Below are 20,568 nucleotides of genomic sequence, written 5' to 3'. Positions count from 1 at the left end.
TGCGGAGTTTGCCGGGCAGATTCAGCCTGCGGCGAAATGGCCTTCAAAAGACATCGTTAACCATGCTCCACGCATGAGTAGATCCATAGATTCCAAGGAACCGCGCGCGTGGCCAACAAACCCCCCAAGGACGCTCCCGCCCCGGAAGGCGAAGAGGGCGCCGCCGAGGGCGAAGCTCCGGCTAAGAAGAAGCCGCCGATGATGATCATCATCGCGGCCGCGGCGGCCGTGGTGCTGGTCGGCGGCGGCGTGACCACGTTCCTGCTCTTGAAGCCCAAGCCCGAAGCCCACGGCGAAGCGGGCCACGAAAAGCCGAAGAAGAAAGAGAAGAAGAAGGAAGAGAAGGGCGGCCATGGCGGCGGCGGCGAAGGCGGCGCGCCCGCGGCCGGCGCGCCGGTGATCAAGGAAGGCCCCGACGGCGTGGTGTTCTACACCCTGCCGGACATCGTCGTGAACATGCAGGCCGCCGACGGCAAGTCGACCTTCCTGAAGCTGAAGCTGACCTTCGAACTGCCCGACGAGGAGACGGCCGAGCACCTGACGCCGAACCTCCCGCGTCTGCAGGACATGTTCCAGACCTTCCTGCGCGAACTGCGTCCGGAAGACCTCAATGGCAGCCAGGGCAGCTATCAGCTGCGCGCCGAGCTGCTGCGTCGCGTTAATCTGGTCGCCGCGCCCTCCAAGGTGAACGCGGTGCTGATCGAGGAGATGCTGATCAACTAGCCCCCGGGCTGGCTGAGGCGAACCGACATGGCGGAAGAAATCGACGATCAGGCCGCGATGGCCCAGTGGGCCTCCGAGAACCCGCCGAACGAGTTCGGCGGCGAGGCCGGCGCCAACGAGTTTGGCGACTTCAGCGGCGGCATGGGCGGCTGGGACGACGGCGGCGGCGACGGCATGGGCGCCGAGCGCATCCTGAACCAGGACGAGATCGACAGCCTGCTGGGCTTCGACATGTCCGGCGACGGCAACGACGACCGCACCGGCATCCGCGCGATCATCAACTCGGCCCTGGTCTCGTACGAGCGCCTGCCGATGCTGGAAATCGTCTTTGACCGCCTGGTGCGGTTGATGACGACCTCCCTGCGCAATTTTACCTCCGACAACGTCGAGGTCAGCCTCGACAACATCAGCTCGATCCGCTTCGGCGACTATCTGAACTCGATCCCGCTGCCGGCCATCCTGGCGGTGTTCCGGGCCGAGGAGCTGGACAATTACGGCCTGCTGACGGTCGACTCCAACCTGATCTATTCGATCGTCGACGTGCTGCTGGGCGGCCGTCGCGGCACGGCGGCCATGCGCATCGAGGGGCGTCCCTACACCACCATCGAGCGGGTGCTGGTCCAGCGGATGGTCGAGGTGGTGCTGCACGACGCCAAGGCGGCGTTCGAGCCCCTGCATCCGGTGTCGTTCAGCCTGGATCGCCTGGAGACCAACCCGCGCTTCGCCGCCATCGCCCGGCCGGCCAACGCCGCCATCCTGGTGAAGCTTCGGATCGACATGGAAGACCGCGGCGGCAGAATCGAGCTTCTGCTGCCCTATGCGACCCTCGAACCCATCCGCAAGATGCTGCTGCAGCAGTTCATGGGCGAGAAGTTCGGCCGCGACAACATCTGGGAAGGCCACTTGGCAACCGAACTCTGGACCACCCAGATGGAGGTGCGCGCCGTGCTCGACGAGCAGCAACTGCCGCTCAGCAAGGTGCTGAACCTGCAGGTGGGCGACACCCTGATGCTGAACGCCACGCCCGACAGCCCGGTCGAGCTGCGCGCCGGCTCCATCCCCCTGACCCGTGGGCGCATGGGCCGCCGCAACCACTCGATCGCCGTGCGGGCCGACGCCCCCCTGAGCCTGGCGGCCAAGAAGGCGGTTCAGAAGCTGAAATGAGCATGACGGCGATCGCCCTCAACGGTCTGCTGGCGATCCTGCTGCTGATCGCCCTGGCCTTCGGCGTGCGCCTCGAGCGCCGGCTGAAGGCCCTGCGCGACAGCCACGAGGGCTTCGCCAAGGCGGTGGCCGATCTCGACCGCGCCGCCATGCGCGCCGAGCAGGGCCTGGCCGACCTGCGCGCCGCGACGGACGAGGCCGCCGACACCCTGGCCGACCGCATTTCCAAGGCCCAGGCGCTGGCCACCCAGCTGGACGAGCGGCTGAACCGGCCGATCGTGACCCCGCCGCCGATGTCTTCTTCGAGGGAGCCAGGCGCGCGTCCCGCCGTGGAGCCGCGCGCGGCCGAACCCCGCGCCGCCCCGCGTCCGATGCGCGCACCCGAGCCGGAGCTTCCGCCGGAAACCCCGCGCCGCCTGCGGGCCGAAGACTTCGAGAAGCTGCTGGACCGCGAGGCCCGCATCCCCCGCGACGCCCCGCCGCCTTCCGCCGCGCGGCCTTCGGCGCCAAAGGAAACCCCGCGTTCACGGGCGCGGATAGATGATGACCTGTTCGAGGGGCCGGAAGATCCGCCGCGCCCCGGTTCGACCTTTAGAGGCCGCCGATGAAAAACGTTCCGCGCATCCTGCCGATCATCGGGGTCACCGTGGTCGGCGTGCTCGCCGTCAACGCCCTGGCCGGCGCCAAGTCGGTTCCGGACCTGCTGAGCGGCGCGAAGGCCTTCGCCGAGGGCGTGGCCAAGCCTGACGCCGAAAAGGCCGCCTCGGCCGCCGACGCCGGCAAGGACGCCGCCGCCAAGGCGCCGCCGCTGGTCTGCGCGCCGTCGTCCAGCGAGCTCGCCAAGGAAGCCGGTCTGTCGCCGGCCGAGTTGCGCGTGCTGCAGAGCCTGGGCCAGCGCCGCGGCCAACTGGACCAGCGTGAGCAGGACATTGACGTCCAGCTGCAGCTGCTGGCCGCCGCCGAATCCAAGCTCGACGCCAAGATGAAGGCGCTGAACGGCATGAAGGGCGAAATCCAGGGCCTGCTGGGCCAGGCCGACGCCCAGAAGGAAGCCGAGGCCATGCGCATGGTCACGGTCTATTCTGCCATGAAGCCCAAGGACGCCGCCGCCCGCATGAGCGTGCTGGACGACTCCGTCCGCCTGCCCATCGCCGCCAAGATGAAGGAGCGCACGCTCTCGATGATCCTGGCCAACATGTCGCCCGGCGACGCCAAGATCCTGACCGAGCGCCTGGCCAACCGCCTGTCGTCCGAGGCCATCGCCAAGCAGCGGGCCGCCCTGGCCGCCGCCGACAAGCCTGCCGCCGATCCTTCCGCCCAGGCGGAGGCGGCCGCGCCGCTGGCCGGCGCGGGTCCGGTGGCCGGCAAGGGCGGCGGCAAGAAGGCCGGCTAGGACGGGAGCGAAAGCGGGGGCATGAAGCTGGGGGCGACTCTGAGATCGACCGTCGCGGCGATCTGCATCTTTGGGGTCGCGGCCCCGTCGATGTCGGTCTCCGCCGCGCAGACTCACGCCGCCCGGCCCGGAACCCGCAAGGCCGCCTCGGCCGTTTCGCGCGGCCTGCAGGTCCGCGTCGCCCAGGCTCCGGACTTCACGCGCCTGGAATTCCCCGGCTCGCGCGGCATGCAGGCCCGTCGCGAGGGGACGGCCGTGGTCCTGCGCTTTCCCCACGACGCCAATCCCAATCTCTCGCCCCTCAATGTCGGCCCGCCGCGCTGGGTCAAGGGCGCCCAGGCGCGTCATGTGGGCGGCGTGGTCGAGATCGTGGTCGCCCTGAGCGACGACGCCGACTTCCGGGCCGGCAACGCCGACGGCGACGACTTCATCAACCTGTTCGCGCGCGTCGAGGCGGCTGCGGCCCCGACGCCGGCCGCCGCCGTGGCGGCGCGGCGACCCAACCCGATGCCGGCCAATGGCGTCGTGCCGGTCAGGTTCTCCAAGGTCGCCGGCCAGGTCCAGCTCAGCTTCGACTGGGCCAATCCGGCCGGCGCCGCTGTGTTCCGGCGGGGCGAGGCCGTCTGGGTAGTGTTCGATGCCCCGGCCCGGCTGGACATCGGCAAGCTGCCCGTCAGCACGCCGCAATATCGCAGCATCCAGGCCTTCAAGGGCGCCGACTATGCCGCGCTGCGCATCAGCACGCCGCAGGGCGCGCCGTTCTACGCCGACGGCGTCGGCTCGAACTGGACGATCGCCTTGGGCGCGGGGACCCAGGACTCCCCGGACCTGATCCGCGTGGCCCGCGACGACACCGCCAGCCCCGCCACCCTGACCGCCAACGTGGCCGGCGCGACCAGGATCGCCTGGGTCACCGACCCGGCGGTGGGCGACCGCATCGCCGTCGCCACGGCCCTGGCGCCGTCCAAGGGACTGCCGTCGCGCCGCGACTATGTCGAGATGGCCCTGCTGCAGTCGGCCAACGGCCTGGCGGTCGAAACCTATTCCGGCGACCTGCTGGTCGCGGTCGACGGCGACATCGTCCGCATCGGCCGGCCCAAGGGCCTGCAGCTGTCCTCGTCGTCCAGCGGCCAGGCCCAGGCCGACGCCGGGGCCGGCGCGCCCCAGGCCCTGGCCATGCCGGCCCTGATCGATCCCGAGCGCTGGGCCAAGACCGGCTCGGGCGGCTTCATGGCCCGCTACGACGCCCTGCTTGGAGCGATCCCCGCGGCCGGCGGCGCCGACGGCAAGGGCGACGACACGGCGGCCCGCATGGCCCTGGCCCGTTTCCTGGTGGGGTCCAACCTGTCGTTCGAGGCGATCGGCGTGCTCAACGCCGCCGGTCGCGCCCACCAGACCCTGATGGGCGATGGCGAGTTCCGCGGCCTGCGCGGCGTGGCCAAGGTGCTGGCGCGCCGCTACGCCGAGGCCGAGACCGACTTCGCCTCGCCGGTCCTGTCCGACGACTCCTCGGCCGCGATGTGGCGCGGCTATGTCGCCAGCAAGACCGGCCAATGGGTCGACGCCAACCAGCGGTTCGCCGAGGGCGCCCGGGCGCTCAACATGTTCCCGGCCCTTTGGCAGGCCCGCTTCCTGGGGGCCCAGGCCGAGGCGTCGGTCGGCGTTGGCGCGCCTGACACCGCCATTCGCCTGGTCAACCAGGCCCTGAAGCTGCCCAACATCCCGGTCGAGGACCAGCTGGAGCTGCGCCTGACCCTGGCCAAGGCCTTCGAGGCCAAGAACGACGTCCGCGCCCTGCCGGTGTTCCAGGCGATCTCGAAGTGCGGCATCGACCGCCTGGCCGCGCCGGCAACCCTGCGCGCCATCCAGCTGCGCCTGGCCAAGAACCAGATCAGCGCCGACATCGCCACCAAGGGGCTGGACGCCTTGCGCTTCCGCTGGCGCGGCGACGGGGTCGAGCTGGACACCATCCGGGCGCTGGGCCAGCTGCAGATCAAGCAGGGCCGCTATCGCGAAGCGCTGGAGGTGCTGCACTCGGCCAGCAACGTGCAGTCCGACCTGCCCCAGGCCGTCGCCCTGCGCAACGACCTCAACACCGCCTTCCGCAGCCTGTTCCTCGACGGCCTGGCTGATGGGATGCAGCCGATCCAGGCGGTGGGCCTGTTCTACGACTTCCAGGACCTGACCCCGATCGGCGCCGACGGCGACCAGATGGTCCGCAACCTGGTGCGTCGCCTGGTCGACGTCGACCTGCTGGACGAGGCGGCCAAGCTGCTGAAGTACCAGGTCGACAATCGCCTGAACGGCGTGCCCAAGGCCCAGGTGGCCACCGACCTGGCCTGGATCTACCTGATGGACCGCAAGCCCGAGAGCGCGCTGGACACCATCAACGCCACCCGCACCACGATCCTGCCGCCGGCCCTGAACATCGAGCGCCGCCTGGCCACGGCCCGCGCCCTGATGGGGCTGGGCCGCCATGACGCCGCCCTGGAAGTGATCGAGAGCGACAAGGGGCGCGACGCCGAGGATGTCCGCGCCGAGATCGCCTGGAAGCAGCACGCCTGGCCTCAGGCCGGGGCGCTGTACGAACGGTCCCTGGCCGATCGCTGGAAGACGCCGGGGATCCTCAACCCGGCCGACGAGTCCAAGCTGCTGCGCTCGGCCGTGGCCTTCAGCCTGGCCGACGACGACGCTTCGCTGGGCCGCCTGCGCCAGCGCTATGGCGGGTTCGTCGAGGGCGCGCGCAATCCGGACGGCCTGCGCGTGGCCCTGGCCGGCGCCGATCCGGGCAGCCTGTCCAGCACCGACTTCAGCAAGGTCACCGCCGACAACGAGGCCTTCAACGGCTGGGTGGCCAAGATGAAGGACCGCTTCCGCGCCCAGGCGGGCGGCTAGGCCGTTTCGGCCGGTCGGCGCGACTCGCCTCGCCGGGTCGAATTTTTCTTCCAACCTTGCCCGCACGGTCGCCATTTGCGGGGCGGTCGCGTTTTTGCCTGCCCAGGCGGTGAACCTTCGCGCGCGAAAAGCGATTGGTCTGCTGGCGGCGCCGACGCAAACCCCTTAGTTAGACGCCGCGCACGCGGTCCTGTCGGGACGTCGACACGGGACATCGGCCCCTGACGTCATGGGCCCGCTTGCATTGCTCGAGAGGGCGTGGCATGACAACGTTGTCATAGGGTGGAAGCTTTGGCCAAAGAAACAAACGTCGACCAGACCGGTCGCGAAGTGCTGGTTCTGCTGGGTGGCGCGGGCGATCTCGCGCTGCGCATGTTGTTGCCTTCGCTGTACTTTCTCGAGGTCGACCGCCTCCTGCCGCACGACCTGCGGATCATCGGTCTGGCCCGTCACGATCATACGCCCGACAGCTATCGCAAGCTGGTGCGCGAGCAATTGGGCAAGCGGGCCACCGTCGAGGAATCGGCATGGAATCGCCTGGCCGCCCGCCTGGACTACCTGTCGGTCGACATCACCAAGGAAGAGGGCGCCAAGGCCCTGGCCGACAAGGTCGGCGCGCACGGCGACCTCGTCGTCTATTTCGCCCTGTCGCCCAGCCTGTACGGCTCGGTCTGCACCGCCCTGCAGTCGGCCGGCCTGACCGGCCCGAAGACGCGCCTGGTGCTGGAAAAGCCGATCGGCAAGGATTTCGCCAGCTCGTGCGTGATCAACGGCGCGGTCGGCGCGGTGGTCGACGAAAGCCAGATCTTCCGCATCGACCACTATCTGGGCAAGGAGACGGTCCAGAACCTGACCGCCCTGCGCTTCGGCAACGTGCTGTTCGAGCCCCTGTGGGACAACAAGCACATCGACCATGTGCAGATCACCATCGCCGAGACCGAGAAGGTCGGCGAGCGCTGGCCCTATTACGACGAGTACGGCGCGCTGCGCGACATGCTGCAGAACCATCTGCTGCAGTTGCTGTGCCTGGTGGCCATGGAGGCCCCGTCGGGCTTCGACCCGGACGCGGTCCGCGACGAGAAAGTCAAGGTCCTGCGGTCCCTGCGCCCGTTCACCAAGGCCAATGTCGCCCACGACACCGTGCGCGGCCAGTACGTGGCCGGCGTGGTCGAGGGTACGGCGCGGGAAGGCTATCTGGAAGAGGTTGGCAAGGCCTCCAAGACCGAGACCTTCGTGGCCATGAAGGTCGATATCGACAACTGGCGCTGGGCCGGCGTGCCGTTCTTCCTGCGCACCGGCAAGAACCTGCCCGACCGCCGCACCCAGATCGTCGTGCAGTTCAAGCCCGTGCCGCACAACATCTTCGGCGCCGCCGCCCAGGCCGAGACCAAGGCCAACCGCCTGGTGATCGACCTGCAGCCGGACGAGGACATCTCGCTGACCGTGATGACCAAGCGCCCGGGCCTGTCGGAGGAGGGCATGCGCCTGCAGTCCCTGCCGCTGTCGCTGGCCATGAGCGCGGCCGGCAGCCGCCGTCGCATCGCCTATGAGAAGCTGCTGCTGGACGTGTTCCGCGGCGACCGCACCCTGTTCGTGCGCCGCGACGAGGTCGAGCAGGCCTGGAAGTTCGTGGACGGCGTCTCGGCCGCCTGGGCCGAGGCCAAGATCGAGCCCGCGCCCTACGCCGCCGGCACCTGGGGGCCGCACAGCGCCACGGCGCTGATCTCGCCCCAGGGCCGGGGGTGGAACGAATAGCGTGGCGACCATGACCCTCCCCAAGATCGAGGCGTTCGCCACGCGCGAAGCGCTGTACGACGCCGCCGCCTCGGTCGTGGCCTCGGCCCTGGCCGACGCCGTGGCCAAGCGCGGCCAGGCCGGGTTCGCCGCCACCGGCGGCTCGACCCCGGCGCCGGTCTATGACCGCCTGTCGACGATGACCGTCCCCTGGGACAAGGTCGTGGTCACCCTGACCGACGAGCGCTTCGTGCCGCCGTCCGACCCCAGCAGCAACGAAGGCCTGGTTCGCCGGCATCTGCTGACGGGGGAGGCGGCCAAGGCGGACTTCGCGCCGCTCTATTTCGACGGCGTGTCCCAGGACGAGGTCCCGGCCAAGGCCGAGGCCGGCGTCGCCGGCGCGCTGCCGTTCGGCGTGACCCTGCTGGGCGTCGGCCCCGACGGCCACTTCGCCTCGCTGTTCCCCGGCAACCCGAAACTGGCGGAAGGCCTGGACCCCAGGTCCGAGCGCGCCGTGATCGCCGTGCCGCCTGGCCGGCCGGCGCCGGACCTGCCCCGGATCAGCTTGACCTTCCAGGCGTTGATCCAGTCGTCGCTGATCGTCCTGCTGATCACCGGCGGCGCCAAGAAGACGTTGCTCGAAGGTCCGGTCGATCAAAGCTTGCCGATCGCCGCGATTCTGAACCAGGACCGCGCCCCGGTCCGTATTCTCTGGGCGGAGTAGTCCCATGGCCTTGAACCCCGTGATCGCCGCCGTCACCGCGCGGATCATCGAACGCAGCCGCGACAGCCGCGCCACCTACCTGGCCAATCTGGACGCCGCCGCGGCCGCCCAGCCGGGCCGGGCCAAGCTGAGCTGCGCCAACTGGGCCCACGCCTTCGCCGCCTCGCCGGCCGTGGACAAGGTCCGCGCCCTGGACGTCAACGCCCCCAACCTGGGCATCGTCTCGGCCTATAACGACATGCTGTCGGCCCACCAGCCGCTGGAGGAATACCCGGCGCTGATCAAGGACGCGGCGCGCGAGGTCGGGGCCACCGCCCAGTTCGCCGGCGGCGTGCCGGCCATGTGCGACGGGGTCACCCAGGGTCGCCCGGGCATGGAGCTGTCGCTGTTCTCGCGCGACGTGATCGCCATGGCCACGGGCATCGCCCTGACCCACGACGCTTTCGACGGCGCGCTGTACCTGGGCGTCTGCGACAAGATCGTGCCGGGCCTGCTGATCGGCGCCCTGACCTTCAGCCACCTGCCGGCGATGTTCGTGCCGGCGGGGCCGATGACCTCCGGCCTGCCCAATTCGGAGAAGGCCCGCATCCGCGCCCTCTACGCCGAGGGCAAGGTCGGTCGCGAGGAACTGCTGGCCGCCGAGAGCGCCAGCTATCACGGCCCGGGCACCTGCACCTTCTACGGCACGGCCAACACCAACCAGATGCTGATGGAGCTGATGGGCCTGCACCTGCCGGGCTCGGCCTTCGTCCATCCGCACACCCCGCTGCGCACGGCCCTGGTCAAGGAGGCCGCCAAGCGGGTGGCCGCCATCACCCACAAGGGCAACGACTGGATCCCGGTTGGCCGAGTGATAGACGAGAAGGCCGTGGTCAACGGCGTCGTCGGCCTGATGGCCACCGGCGGTTCGACCAACCTGGCCCTGCACCTGGTGGCCATGGCCCATGCGGCCGGGATCATCCTGACCCTGGAAGACCTGGACGACATCTCCAAGGCCACGCCCCTGCTGGCCAAGGTCTATCCGAACGGGTCGGCCGACGTGAACCAGTTCCACGCCGCTGGCGGCATCCATTTCGTGGTCAAGGAACTGCTGAAGGCGGGTCTGGCCCACGAGGACGTCCTGACCGTGGCCGGCCCCGGCCTGTCGCGCTACACCCAGGAGCCGGTGCTGATCGACGGCGAACTGGCCTGGCGCGAGGGCGCCGAGGAATCGCTGGATCTCAACATCCTGCGCCCGGCCTCTGACCCTTTCAGCCCGGAAGGCGGCCTGCGCCTGCTGACCGGCAACCTGGGTCGCGGGGTGATCAAGGTCTCGGCGGTGAAGCCCGAGCACCAGGTGATCACCGCCCCGGCGGCCGTGTTCCAGGAGCAGGAAGACTTCATCGCCGCCTTCAAGCGCGGCGAGTTGGACCGCGACGTCGTCGTCGTGGTCCGCTTCCAGGGGCCGTCGGCCAACGGCATGCCCGAACTGCACAACCTGTCGCCGTCGATCTCGGTGCTGCTGGACCGTGGCTTCAAGGTGGCCCTGGTCACCGACGGCCGGATGTCCGGCGCCTCGGGCAAGACCCCGGCCGCGATCCACATCACGCCGGAAGCCGCCAAGGGCGGTGCCCTGGCCTATGTCCAGGACGGCGACGTCATCTCGCTCAACGCCCACACCGGCGAGCTGCAAATCCTGGTGGACGAGGCGACCCTGCGCGCCCGCACGCCGGCGCAAGTCCCGGCGTCCAAGCCGGGCTTTGGACGGGAACTCTTCGGTCTGCTGCGCTCGGGAGTCGGCGCGTCCGACCACGGCGCGTCGGTGCTGTTTGCTTAGGAAGTGACGGATATGAGCGGCTTGAACTCCATCGGGCTTGGCCTGGTCGGCGATATCGGCGGAACCAATGCGCGGTTCGCCCTGGTCGATTTCGACGGCGCCGATCCCAGGCTGATCGAGCCGACCTCGTACAAGGGCGAGGACTACGACCAGGCCGAGGACGCCGTCGAAGCCTATCTGGACAAGATGGGCGTCCGTCATCCGGACCAGGCGGTGGTCGCCGTCGCCGGTCCGATCGAGCACGGCGCGGTGCAGTTCACCAACAGCGACTGGAAGCTGTCGGAGGACAGCCTGCGCCGGGCCGGCGGCTTCCGTACGGCCAGGCTGATCAACGACTTCACCGCCCAGGCCCTGGCCGCCCCGCGCCTGGCCCCCAAGGACCTGCGCCAGATCGGTCCCTTGCAGACCTCGGGGGAGGGCGATCTGGCGATCATCGGCCCCGGCACCGGCTTCGGCGCGGCGGGCATGGTGCGCCGGCATGGCGTCGAGACGCCCCTGACCACCGAGGGTGGGCACATCGCCTTCGCCCCGTTCGACGACGTCGAGATCGAGATCCTCCGTGCGCTGAACAAGCGGTTCGGCCGCTGCTCGATCGAGCGCATCCTGTCGGGGCCCGGCATGGAGGACCTGCACGTCCTGCTGGGCCAGATCGAGGGCCGCAAGGTCGATGAACTGACCGCCAAGGAGATCACCGAGCACGGCGTGGCCGGTGATGCGTGCTGCAAGGTCACGATCGACCGGTTCTGCGCGATCCTGGGGGCCGCGGCCGGCGACTTGGCCCTGGCGCTGGGCGCCCGGGGCGGGGTCTTCATCGCCGGCGGCATCGCGCCGCGGATCGTCGACCTGCTGGAGAAGGGCGAGTTCCGCGAGCGATTCGAATCGAAGGGTCGGCTCAGCGACTACACCAGGGCGATCCCGACCCACGTGGTGATGAACCCCCACACCGCCCTGATCGGCGCCGCCGTCGCCATGACGCCGGACGGCAAGGCCGCCATCTCGTAGGGCTTTTCGCCCGGGGGCGCCGTTTCCGATCAGGCGAGGCGAGATTTCCACCGGAAGTGGGCTCGCCTTGACAAGGTTGTCATGCCTTTATTGCGTCGCTTGTCGCTTTCCGACGCTTCGCGAGGCTGGTCTTGAGTTCCAAGGTTACGATCCACGAGGTCGCCCGCCTGTCGGGCGTATCGATCAAGACCGTTTCGCGGGTGCTGAACCGCGAGCCGAACGTGAAGACCGACACCCGCGCCCGGGTGCAGGAAGCCGTCGCCGCCCTGAACTACCGACCCAACATATCGGCCCGCAGCCTGGCGGGCTCGAAGGCCTATCTGATCGGCGTGTTCTTCGACAATCCCAGCCCCGCCTACGTCACCGACGTGCAGTTGGGGGCGATCGCCCGCTGCCGGGAGGAAGGTTACCACCTGATCGTCGAGCCGCTCGATTCCGCGGGCGACGTGGCCGCCCAGGTGGAGCCGATGCTGCACACCCTGCGCATGGACGGCGTGATCCTGACGCCGCCGGTCTGCGACAACGTGGCGGTGCTGGATGTGCTGGAAGCCGAGGGCGTGCCCTATGTGCGGCTCTCGCCCGACCAGGATCTGGATCGCTCGGCCCACGTGCGGATGGACGACGTGCGCGCCGCCTATGAGATGACCGCCCACCTGATCGCCCTGGGCCACACCGACATCGGCTTCATCAAGGGCCACCCCGAACACGGCGCTTCGCACCTGCGCTACGAGGGCTATGTGGCGGCGATGAAGGAGCACGGCCGCGCCGTGCGCGCGGATCATGTCGAGCAGGGCCTGTTTTCGTTCCGCTCGGGCTTCGAGGCGGCCGAGCGGCTGCTGGACCGCCCCGACCGCCCCACGGCGATCTTCGCCTCCAACGACGACATGGCCCTGGGGGTGATGGCGGTCGCCAATCGGCTGCGTCTGGAAGTGCCCCAGACCCTGTCGGTGGCCGGCTTCGACGACACGCCCGGCGCCAAGGTCGTCTGGCCGCAGCTGACCACCGTGCGCCAGCCGATCCAGGCCATGGCCGCGGCCGCGGCCGACCTGCTGCTGACCGGCGCGACCCGGACGGAGGGCGAGCCGCCGCCTTCGCGCCTGCTGGATTTCGAGTTGGTGGTCCGTGAATCCACCGGGCCGGTCGGCTAGGCCCGGCTCCGTCGCGCGACCCGGACCCCGGTTCGCGCGTTCAGATTTCCAGGCCTTCTCCCTGCATATTTCTTATGGAGGTGGAAAGGCTTTGGAGTTGACGCTAAGTCAGCAATGGCGAATCCAGGCTTGGACCGCTAGACAACGTTGTCAGGCGTGAAATCCGAAAATGACGTTCGCCAAAAGCAAATCCTTTCCGCTGTGCGGTATTTCTTGCCGCATTGCAGCATTTTCTAGCCTCTCAGGAGCAGGTTCATGATCCGCGCGCGCCGCTCCCGCATTGTCGCCACCATCGGCCCGGCCAGCAGCTCGCCGGAGATGATCATCACCCTGGCCAAGGCCGGAGCCGACGTCTTCCGCCTGAACTTCAGCCATGGCAGCCACGACAACCACGCCGCCTCGTACGAAGCCATCCGCGCGGCGGAGGCGGTGGTCGGGCGGCCGCTGGGCATCCTGGCCGACCTGCAAGGGCCGAAGCTTCGCGTGGGCAAGTTCGCCGAGGGGCCGGTGATGCTGAAGGCCGGCCAGGCGTTCCGGTTCGACAGCGACCCCACGCCGGGCGACGCGACGCGGGTGCACCTGCCGCATCCCGAGATCCTGGTGGCCATGCGTCCCGGCGCGACCCTGCTGCTGGACGACGGCAAGCTGCGGATGACGGTGACCGACGCGGGCCCCGGCTATGCCAACACCACCGTGGTCAACGGCGGCAAGCTGTCGGAGCGCAAGGGCGTGGCCGTGCCCGACGTCGTGATCCCGATGTCGCCCCTGACGCCGAAGGATCGCGAGGACCTGGCCTTCGCCCTGCGTCTGGGCGTCGACTGGATCGCCCTGTCGTTCGTGCAGGCGCCGGAAGACATGGCCGAGTTGCGCCGCATCGTCGAGGGCCGCGCCGCCGTCCTGGCCAAGATCGAAAAGCCCCAGGCCCTGGAAGTGCTGGGCCCGATCCTCGACCTCTGCGACGGGGTGATGGTGGCGCGTGGCGACCTGGGCGTCGAGATGGCGCCTGAAGAGGTGCCGGTGGCCCAGAAGGTCATCCTGCGCGCCGCCCGCGAGCGCGGCATCCCGGTGATCGTCGCCACCCAGATGCTGGAGTCGATGACCAGCTCGCCGACCCCGACCCGGGCCGAGGCCTCGGACGTGGCCAACGCCGTCTACGAGGGCGCGGACGCGGTCATGCTGTCGGCCGAGAGCGCGGCCGGCGACTATCCGGAAGAGGCCGTGACGATGATGAGCCGCATCATCGAACGGGTGGAGCGCGATCCGCGCTGGCCCGAGCTGATGCAGGCCGAACAGCCGCACAACGACGAGGACGCCGACGTCCTGGTGGTCGCCGCGGCCCAGGCCGCCAAGGCCGGCTCGACCAAGTGCCTGGTGGCCTTCACCACCACCGGGGCCACCGCCCGCCGCCTGTCGCGCGAACGGCCGCTGCAGCCGGTGCTGGCCCTGTCGCCCCGCGTCGAGGCGGTCCGCCGCATGTGCTTGGTCTGGGGCGTGGAGGCCCGCGTCAGCGGCCAGCCCGACAGCCTGGAGGTGGTCACCTCGGACGCCGTCGCCAAGGCGGTCGAGCTGAACCTGGTCGGCCCGGGCGAGCGCGTGCTGATCGTCGCCGGCACCCCGTTTGGCGCCCCAGGCGCGGCAAACCTGCTGCGCCTGGCCCACGCGCCGTTCCCGACGCGCAAGCGCAGATAGGGACGATCGTCCGCCGGACCTGGAGGCGCTTCAGCCGAACGGAAGCGGCAGCAGGCGCTCATAGCCGCGCCGCACGGCGGCGTAGCACTCGCAGGTAATGGCCTCCAGGCCGGCCCGGTCGAGGATGTCGACCACGCCGCGGCGATAGCGGATCAGGCCCTTGGCCTGCAGCGAACCCGCCACCGCCGTGACCGTGGTGCGCTGGACGCCCAGCATGTCGGCGAGAAATTCCTGGGTCAGGTTGATGGTGTCGCTGTCGATGCGATCACGGCATGACAGCAGCCAGCGACAGAAGCGGGCTTCGACGCCGTGCAGGGCGTTGCAGGCCACCGATTGGATCGCGTGGCCGAACAGCGCCTCGTTGTGGCGGTCGACAAGGTCGCGCAGGGCGGGGCTGCGCCTCCAGGCGTCATGCAGGGCCGAGGCGCTGATCCGCGAGGCCTGGCCCGGCGCCTGGACGATGGCCCGCACCAGCGACTGGCGGGGCGCCACCGCGGCCATCAGGCCCAGGGCGCCTTCGCGCCCGACCGGCGCGGACTCGATCGCCGCTCCATTTTCCATCAGGGTCATCAGGGAGATGACGCAGTCGTGCGGGAAATAGATGGCTTCGATCGGATCGCCGGGATCGTACAGGTGACGACCCTTCTCCAGCTCATGCTGGACGAGGTGGGGCGCGATCAAGCCGCGATCTTCCGTCGGCAAGGCGGCAAGCAGACGATTTTTCAAGGTTGCGGCGGCCCCGTCGAGCGAATCGATCATCGGTATGCGGTAAGGATTTGAAGCTATAGATTGGAAGTCGAGGCGGTGCTGTCGCGTAGTCGACACAAATGGGCCGCTGCAAAAAGTCTCCCAAAGTAAGTCTGTCGCATACCCGACATTGTCGGAATAGCCGCGGCCGTTCTCTACCTCATGCTCCTCTGAGTACAGTGTCGTCAGGTCAACTGAAGTGCGGTCGTTTCGCTATCCTGGCGTTCGCCGAGTTCAGATGGAATCATCTGGACCCGGTGGACAGGCGTCCGGTGGATGCCGCGGCCTTCGACGGGCCGTCTTCGCTGAGCGGCAACCTGCCGCCGCTTGACCAGGTTTGAGGTCGCGCCCGCCGACGGCCGTCAGCGCTAGCCCAGCTCGACGCGGGCCTTGTCGCCCAGGTGGGGCGGACTGTCGGTCAGATTGACCTTGGCTACTTCCGAGGGGAAGGCTGGCGACCTTCAGAACCCCGACAGTCGTGCGTATCGATCCCGATGGAACGAGGCGGAACCGAACAGGGCCTCGGCCACGCGGGCGCGTTTCATGTAGAGGCCGGCGTCATGGGCGTCGGTCATGCCGATGCCGCCGTGCATCTGGACCATCTCGTTGGAGGCCAGGTGCAGCACCTCGCTGGCCTTGGCCTTGGCCAGGGAGGCCAATAGGCGCGTATCCCCGCCGGCGTCGGCGGCCTCCAGGGCGGCCTCGACGCAGGAACGGGTGGTCTCGAGATCCGTGAACAGCTTGGCGGAGCGGTGTTGCAGGGCCTGGAACGTGCCGATGACCTGGCCGAACTGGGTGCGGGTCTTGATATAGTCCAGGGTGATCTCGAAGGCGGCGGTCGCGGCGCCCAGCATCTCCGCGGCGAGGCCCGCATAGGCGCGATCCAGCACCGGTTCCAGGATCGCCCAGCCCTGGCCGACCTCGCCCAGCACCGCGTCGGCGGCGACCTGCACGCCGTCGAAGGTGATCCGAGCCGCGCCACGACTGTCGATCAGGGCCAGGTGAGTGCGTGTCACGCCCGGCGCATCGCCCGGGACCAGGAACAGGGTGATTCCGTCGCTGTCGCCGACCGCGCCCGAGGTGCGGGCGGCGACGACCAGCAGGTCGGCGGAGTCGCCGTCGATCACGAAGGTCTTGGTCCCGTTGAGGACGAAGCCGCCGCCGGATGTCGCCGCCGACAGGGCCGTGTTCAGCGGCGCGTGGTGCGAGCCTTCGTCGACGGCCAGGGTCGCCACGGCCTCGCCGGCCGCGATCTTCGGCAGCCATTCGGCCTTCTGGGCGTCCGATCCGCCAAGGACCAGGGCCGAGGCCGCGACCAGGGCGGTGGACAGCAGGGGCGAGGCCACCAGATTGCGTCCGGTCTCCTCCAGGATCAGCCCAAGGCCCAGATAGCCGAAGGCCGAGCCGTCGTGCTCCTCCGGCACGATCACCCCGGCCCAGCCCATGGCGCCCATCTCGCTCCAGGTCGCCGGATCGAAGCTCTGCTTCGAGCCTTCGCGCAGCCTGCGCAGGGCGCCGACCGGGGCGCTGTCCTGCGTCCAGCCTTTGGCGGCGTCGCGCAGCATGGTCTGTTCTTCGGTCAGGACGGCCATGTCAGGCTGGCTCCAGTTAAGCGGTTTCGGGGTCTTGATGGCGGACGGCCCAGGCGAGGGCCTGTTCGAGACGGTCGTTGCCCCAGAACAGCTCGCCGTCGGCGGTGACGAAGGAGGGGGCGCCGAACAGGCCGCGCTCCCGGGCCTGGCGGACATGGTCCTTCAGGCGGGCCTTGACGGGATCGGTCGCGGCGGCGGCCAGGACCTGATCCGGACCCGCGCCGACCGAGGCGATCAGCGGGGCCAGGACCTCGGCCTTCGAGATGTCCTGGTCGTCGACGAAATTGGCCTGGTAGACCGCGCGACTGAAGGCCGGTGTCCAGCCGTCTTCCAGACCGACGATCGCGATGCGGGCGGCGAGCAGCCCGTTGCGCGGGAACTGGCTGGGATGGACCAGCGGCAGGCCTTCCCGGTCGCAGACCCGCTGCAGGTCGCGCCACATGTAGTCGCCCTTGACCGGAAAGGCGTTGAACGGGCTGTCGGTCAGGCCCTGCTGGTCGTGCAGCAGCGGCCCCAGCAGGAACGGCCGCCATTCCACGGCCACGCCCGCCTGCTGGGCCAGCCGTTCGACGCGCATGGCGGCGGGATAGCTGTAGGTGGAGCCGAACTCGTACCAGAATTCGATCATGGTCTCGCGCCGTCGTTACTGATGATCCAGCAAGCCTAGCACGCGCTTGGCGACGACGTTGAGGTTGACCTCGCTGGTGCCGCCCTCGATCGAATTGCCCTTGGCGCGGAGCATGGCGCGGGGCGCGGCCAGTTCGTCCGGGGTGAAGCCTTCGCCCTCCCAACCCAGGCCCTGCAGGCCCAGGGCCTCGACCAGCAGCTCGGTGCGCTCCTGGTTCATCTTGGCGGCGGCGTACTTGATGATCGAGACGGCCGCGCTGGGCCCCGAGCCCTGCTTGGACTCGGCTTCCGCGCGGCGGACGGTCAGCATGAAGGCGTGGGCGTCCATGCGGTGGTGGGCGATGCGGGCCCGCAGGTCGCCGTCGGCCAGCTTGCCGGAAGCGTCGACGCCGACCTCCTTCTTGGCCGCCTCGACCAGGTCCAGCCCGCCGCCGCCGCCGAAGCCCGAGGCCGAGATGTTCTGGCGTTCGTACTGCAGCAGGCGCTTGGCGATCTCCCAGCCGCCGTTGACCTTGCCGACCAGCTGGTCCTTGGGGACCTTCACATTGTCGAAGAAGGTCTCGCAGAACGGCGAGGAGCCGCTGATCAGCTTGATCGGCCGGGCCTCGACGCCGGGCGAGGCCATGTCGAACAGCACGAACGAGATGCCCTCGTGCTTCTTGGTGGTGTCGGTGCGCACCAGGCAGAAGATCCAGTCGGCCTGGTCGGCGTAGCTGGTCCACACCTTCTGGCCGTTGATCAGCCAGTGGTCGCCCTTGTCCTCGCATTTGGTCTGCAACGCGGCCAGGTCCGAGCCCGCGCCCGGCTCGCTGTAGCCCTGGCACCAGCGGGTCTCGCCACGCACGATCTCGGGAAGGAAGCGCTGCTTCTGCTCTTCGGTGGCGTATTCCAGCAGCACGGGGCCCAGCATCCAGACGCCGAAGCTCATCAGGGCGGGCCGGGCCTTGAGGCGGCGCAGCTCCTGCTCCAACACCTTGTTCTCCGCCTTGGACAGGCCGCCGCCGCCATAGGCCTTGGGCCACATCGGCGCGGTCCAGCCGCGCTCGGCCATGCGGTCCAGCCACAGCTTGGCGTCAGGGTTCTTCCATTCGAACCGCTTGCCGCCCCAGGGCGCGTCGTCCTCGCCCATCGGCGCGCTCAGCGACGGGGGGTAGTTGGCCTCGAGCCAGGCCCGCGTCTCGGTCCGGAAAGCCTCCAGGTCGCCGCCGCCGAAATCCGCCATGGCCGTTCTCCCTAACGCGTTCGCATCTTCCGCGACGCTTGCCCGCGTCGTCGGCGGCAGACTACGCCATGAAGCGGCGGGGGCAAGCTGATTCAAACGGTCGTTCGTCACGCGACGGGCGCCCGCTGCGGGCAAGCCGCGCTATAGAGGGCGGCGATGACGTGTCCCGCCGGGATTCGCCGATCAGGGGTCTTGATGTCCGCGCCGCAACTGAGGCCTGCCTTCCTCGCCATCGCGCCGACGCTGTCGGCCATCCTGGCGGCCTGCGCCGGGATTCTGCTGCTGGCCTCAGGCGCGACGCCGTCCGAGCCGACCCGGTTCGCGATCTGGGTGGCCGTGGCTCCCGGGCCGCTGATCGAGGTCAGCCACTTCGTCTCCTCGATCCTGGGCCTGGTGCTGATCCTGCTGGCCTTCGGCCTGCGCTCGCGCCTGGACGCGGCCTGGTGGGCGGCGCTGTTCACCCTGGCCGGCGGGGCGATCCTGGCGCTCTTCAAGGGGCTGAACTGGGAAGAGACCGTCATCCTGACGGCCATCATGCTGGCCATGCTGCCGTTCCATGAGGCCTTTCCGCGCAAGGCGGCCCTGTCGCGGATGGAGATCACGCCCGGCTGGTTGCTGTCGGCCGCGGCGGCCCTGATCGGCGTGGCGCTGTGCGGCTGGTGGACCTTCGCCCACACCGAATACGCCGACCAGTCGGTGATGAAGACGATCGGCGACGGGGAAGTGGCCCGGGCCATCCGCTCCTCGGCCGCCGCCGCCATCGTGCTGATGGCGATCGGCGTGTGGCGGCTGGTCGCGACGCCGGCCACCCCGCCGGTGGTCGACGACACCGATCCCGATTTCGACCGCGTGCGCGCCATCCTGGCCAAGGCCGAGAACGCCGAGCCACCGTCGAACCTGGCCCTGCTGGGCGACAAGCGCTTCCTGTTCTCGGCGTCGGGCGAGAGTTTCCTGATGTTCGGCGTGCGCGGTCGCTCGTGGATCGCCATGGGGCCGCCGGTCGGACGGGACGACGAACGCATGGAGCTGTTCTGGCGGTTCCGCGAACTGGCCGACGCCCATGCCGCCCGCGCGGGCTTCTACGCCCTGGGTCCCGCCGACCTGCCCGACAGCGTCGATCTGGGCCTGGCCATCCAGAAGACCGGCGAGAGCGCCGCGGTGCCGCTGGAGGCCTTCTCCCTGGCCGGCCGCCGCCGCGAGGTCCTGCGCCGCAACTGGCGCAAGGCGGGGGAGGGCGGCGCGGCCTTCGAGGTCTTGCCGGCCGACCAGGTCCACACGGTCATGCCGCAGCTGAAGGCGATCTCCGACGCCTGGCTGGCCCACCATGCCGGCGGCGAGAAGAGCTTCTCGATGGGCGGGTTCGACGAGCGCTACGTGGCCGAATTCCCGGTCGCCCTGGTGCGGGTCGAGGACCGGATCGTCGCCTTCGCCACCCTGTGGACGACGGCCAACAAGGTTTCGTTCTCGATGGACCTGATGCGCTACTCCGACGACGCGCCCAAGAACGTCATGGACTACCTGTTCGTCGAGCTGCTGGGCTGGGGCAAGGAGCAGGGCTACCAGGCGTTCGAGTTCGGCGTCGCGCCCCTGGCCGGCCTGGAGGATCGTCCGCTGGCCCCGATCATGTCGCGCGTGGGCCGCCTGCTCTACGAGCGCGGCGAGGAAATCTACAATTTCCAGGGCGTTCGCCGGTACAAGGACAAGTATGATCCGGTCTGGCAGCCGCGCTACATTGCCGCGCCTCACAAGTGGGCGATCCCTTTTCTGCTCGCCGATATCGGCCTGCTGTCGTCAGGTGGGGTTTCCGGACTGACCAAAAGGCCGCGACCTAGTAGCGCGGGTCGCCCGTCTTCATCCCCAGCAGATTGAGGACATGGGCCGCCATCAGCAGGGCCACGACGGCGCCGGCCACCATCAGGGGGCGCCACGGCATCAGCCGCGGACCCTTTAAAACATTGATCGGACGCGCCCCGCGCCAACCGCAGAAGACGGTGAACAACAGGGCGGCGAGGGCGACGGCGAGGGTCGTGGGCAGGTCCATGCGCCTCTCATGGCCTGCGACAATCGGCCGTGCAAATGGTTAACGTTCATT

Annotated in this window: 17 protein-coding genes; 12 read left to right on the top strand and 5 right to left on the bottom strand. The window is 69.3% G+C overall.

Annotation, left to right across the window (positions count from 1 at the left end):
• Positions 1-108: 108 nt before the first annotated feature.
• The 11 genes from fliL to pyk all read left to right on the top strand — a co-directional run bounded on the left by fliL (position 109) and on the right by pyk (position 14,288).
• Entirely contained in the window at positions 109-723 is a 615-nt protein-coding gene (fliL, locus tag AC07NX_RS09070) for a flagellar basal body-associated protein FliL (protein WP_494641062.1), read from the top strand.
• A 27-nt stretch (positions 724-750) separates the two neighbouring features.
• Complete coding sequence (gene fliM / locus AC07NX_RS09065) at positions 751-1,887, top strand: flagellar motor switch protein FliM (protein WP_035081441.1); 1,137 nt, start codon at positions 751-753, stop codon at positions 1,885-1,887.
• Complete coding sequence (locus AC07NX_RS09060) at positions 1,884-2,495, top strand: DUF6468 domain-containing protein (protein WP_494641059.1); 612 nt, start codon at positions 1,884-1,886, stop codon at positions 2,493-2,495. Before fliM ends, AC07NX_RS09060 begins: the two co-directional genes overlap by 4 nt.
• On the top strand, positions 2,492-3,280 hold the full coding sequence (locus tag AC07NX_RS09055) for a MotE family protein (RefSeq protein ID WP_494641057.1): 789 nt from the start codon (positions 2,492-2,494) through the stop codon (positions 3,278-3,280). Before AC07NX_RS09060 ends, AC07NX_RS09055 begins: the two co-directional genes overlap by 4 nt.
• Before the next feature lie 21 nt (positions 3,281-3,301).
• The gene (locus tag AC07NX_RS09050) at positions 3,302-6,175 is read left to right on the top strand and encodes a tetratricopeptide repeat protein (protein WP_494641055.1); all 2,874 of its coding nucleotides are present in this window, start codon (positions 3,302-3,304) and stop codon (positions 6,173-6,175) included.
• 291 nt (positions 6,176-6,466) lie between these two features.
• Entirely contained in the window at positions 6,467-7,930 is a 1,464-nt protein-coding gene (zwf, locus tag AC07NX_RS09045) for a glucose-6-phosphate dehydrogenase (protein ID WP_494641053.1), read from the top strand.
• A gap of 10 nt (positions 7,931-7,940) precedes the next feature.
• The gene (pgl, locus tag AC07NX_RS09040) at positions 7,941-8,633 is read left to right on the top strand and encodes a 6-phosphogluconolactonase (protein ID WP_494641050.1); all 693 of its coding nucleotides are present in this window, start codon (positions 7,941-7,943) and stop codon (positions 8,631-8,633) included.
• A gap of 4 nt (positions 8,634-8,637) precedes the next feature.
• Entirely contained in the window at positions 8,638-10,449 is a 1,812-nt protein-coding gene (edd, locus tag AC07NX_RS09035) for a phosphogluconate dehydratase (protein WP_494641048.1), read from the top strand.
• A 12-nt stretch (positions 10,450-10,461) separates the two neighbouring features.
• Positions 10,462-11,451, top strand: coding sequence for a glucokinase (gene glk, locus AC07NX_RS09030; RefSeq protein ID WP_494641046.1), 990 nt, complete (start codon positions 10,462-10,464; stop codon positions 11,449-11,451).
• A 131-nt stretch (positions 11,452-11,582) separates the two neighbouring features.
• The gene (locus AC07NX_RS09025; RefSeq protein ID WP_494641044.1) at positions 11,583-12,599 is read left to right on the top strand and encodes a LacI family DNA-binding transcriptional regulator; all 1,017 of its coding nucleotides are present in this window, start codon (positions 11,583-11,585) and stop codon (positions 12,597-12,599) included.
• Positions 12,600-12,854: 255 nt separating this feature from the next.
• Positions 12,855-14,288 (top strand): pyruvate kinase, encoded by a 1,434-nt coding sequence (gene pyk, locus AC07NX_RS09020; RefSeq protein ID WP_494641042.1) that lies wholly within the window; start codon positions 12,855-12,857, stop codon positions 14,286-14,288.
• A gap of 30 nt (positions 14,289-14,318) precedes the next feature.
• Here the strand turns inward: pyk and AC07NX_RS09015 are convergent, their stop codons facing one another.
• From AC07NX_RS09015 to AC07NX_RS09000, 4 genes are all read right to left on the bottom strand, one after another.
• Positions 14,319-14,969 carry a Crp/Fnr family transcriptional regulator gene (locus AC07NX_RS09015; protein ID WP_494641040.1) on the bottom strand — a complete coding sequence of 217 codons (651 nt, stop codon included), beginning with the start codon at positions 14,967-14,969 and terminating at the stop codon, positions 14,319-14,321.
• Positions 14,970-15,496: 527 nt separating this feature from the next.
• On the bottom strand, positions 15,497-16,627 hold the full coding sequence (locus AC07NX_RS09010) for an acyl-CoA dehydrogenase family protein (RefSeq protein ID WP_494641038.1): 1,131 nt from the start codon (positions 16,625-16,627) through the stop codon (positions 15,497-15,499).
• A gap of 16 nt (positions 16,628-16,643) precedes the next feature.
• On the bottom strand, positions 16,644-17,255 hold the full coding sequence (locus AC07NX_RS09005) for a 2-hydroxychromene-2-carboxylate isomerase (protein WP_494641036.1): 612 nt from the start codon (positions 17,253-17,255) through the stop codon (positions 16,644-16,646).
• 15 nt (positions 17,256-17,270) lie between these two features.
• A complete protein-coding gene (locus tag AC07NX_RS09000) occupies positions 17,271-18,476 on the bottom strand; it encodes an acyl-CoA dehydrogenase family protein (protein ID WP_494641034.1) in 1,206 nt (401 codons plus the stop codon).
• Positions 18,477-18,671: 195 nt separating this feature from the next.
• On the opposite strand from AC07NX_RS09000, the gene AC07NX_RS08995 reads away from it, so the two are divergent.
• Positions 18,672-20,345, top strand: coding sequence for a phosphatidylglycerol lysyltransferase domain-containing protein (locus AC07NX_RS08995; RefSeq protein ID WP_494641032.1), 1,674 nt, complete (start codon positions 18,672-18,674; stop codon positions 20,343-20,345).
• Here AC07NX_RS08995 and AC07NX_RS08990 read toward each other — a convergent pair.
• Complete coding sequence (locus AC07NX_RS08990; RefSeq protein WP_494641030.1) at positions 20,305-20,517, bottom strand: hypothetical protein; 213 nt, start codon at positions 20,515-20,517, stop codon at positions 20,305-20,307. The genes AC07NX_RS08995 and AC07NX_RS08990 overlap by 41 nt on opposite strands.
• Between the last annotated feature and the right edge of the window lie 51 nt (positions 20,518-20,568).

This window comes from Caulobacter sp. GW821-FHT09A05 (assembly GCF_059418465.1).
Note: the sequence above shows the minus strand (reverse complement) of the source record. Positions and strands in the feature narration are given on the sequence as shown.

Coding starts and splice junctions, on each gene's coding strand:
- glk (WP_494641046.1), top strand. CDS start 10,462: ATGAGCGGCTTGAACTCCATCGGGCTTGGCCTGGTCGGCGATATCGGC.
- AC07NX_RS08995 (WP_494641032.1), top strand. CDS start 18,672: ATGTCCGCGCCGCAACTGAGGCCTGCCTTCCTCGCCATCGCGCCGACG.
- AC07NX_RS09010 (WP_494641038.1), bottom strand. CDS start 16,627: ATGGCCGTCCTGACCGAAGAACAGACCATGCTGCGCGACGCCGCCAAA.
- pyk (WP_494641042.1), top strand. CDS start 12,855: ATGATCCGCGCGCGCCGCTCCCGCATTGTCGCCACCATCGGCCCGGCC.
- fliM (WP_035081441.1), top strand. CDS start 751: ATGGCGGAAGAAATCGACGATCAGGCCGCGATGGCCCAGTGGGCCTCC.
- AC07NX_RS09000 (WP_494641034.1), bottom strand. CDS start 18,476: ATGGCGGATTTCGGCGGCGGCGACCTGGAGGCTTTCCGGACCGAGACG.
- AC07NX_RS09050 (WP_494641055.1), top strand. CDS start 3,302: ATGAAGCTGGGGGCGACTCTGAGATCGACCGTCGCGGCGATCTGCATC.
- AC07NX_RS09005 (WP_494641036.1), bottom strand. CDS start 17,255: ATGATCGAATTCTGGTACGAGTTCGGCTCCACCTACAGCTATCCCGCC.
- AC07NX_RS09060 (WP_494641059.1), top strand. CDS start 1,884: ATGAGCATGACGGCGATCGCCCTCAACGGTCTGCTGGCGATCCTGCTG.
- AC07NX_RS08990 (WP_494641030.1), bottom strand. CDS start 20,517: ATGGACCTGCCCACGACCCTCGCCGTCGCCCTCGCCGCCCTGTTGTTC.
- AC07NX_RS09055 (WP_494641057.1), top strand. CDS start 2,492: ATGAAAAACGTTCCGCGCATCCTGCCGATCATCGGGGTCACCGTGGTC.
- pgl (WP_494641050.1), top strand. CDS start 7,941: ATGACCCTCCCCAAGATCGAGGCGTTCGCCACGCGCGAAGCGCTGTAC.
- edd (WP_494641048.1), top strand. CDS start 8,638: ATGGCCTTGAACCCCGTGATCGCCGCCGTCACCGCGCGGATCATCGAA.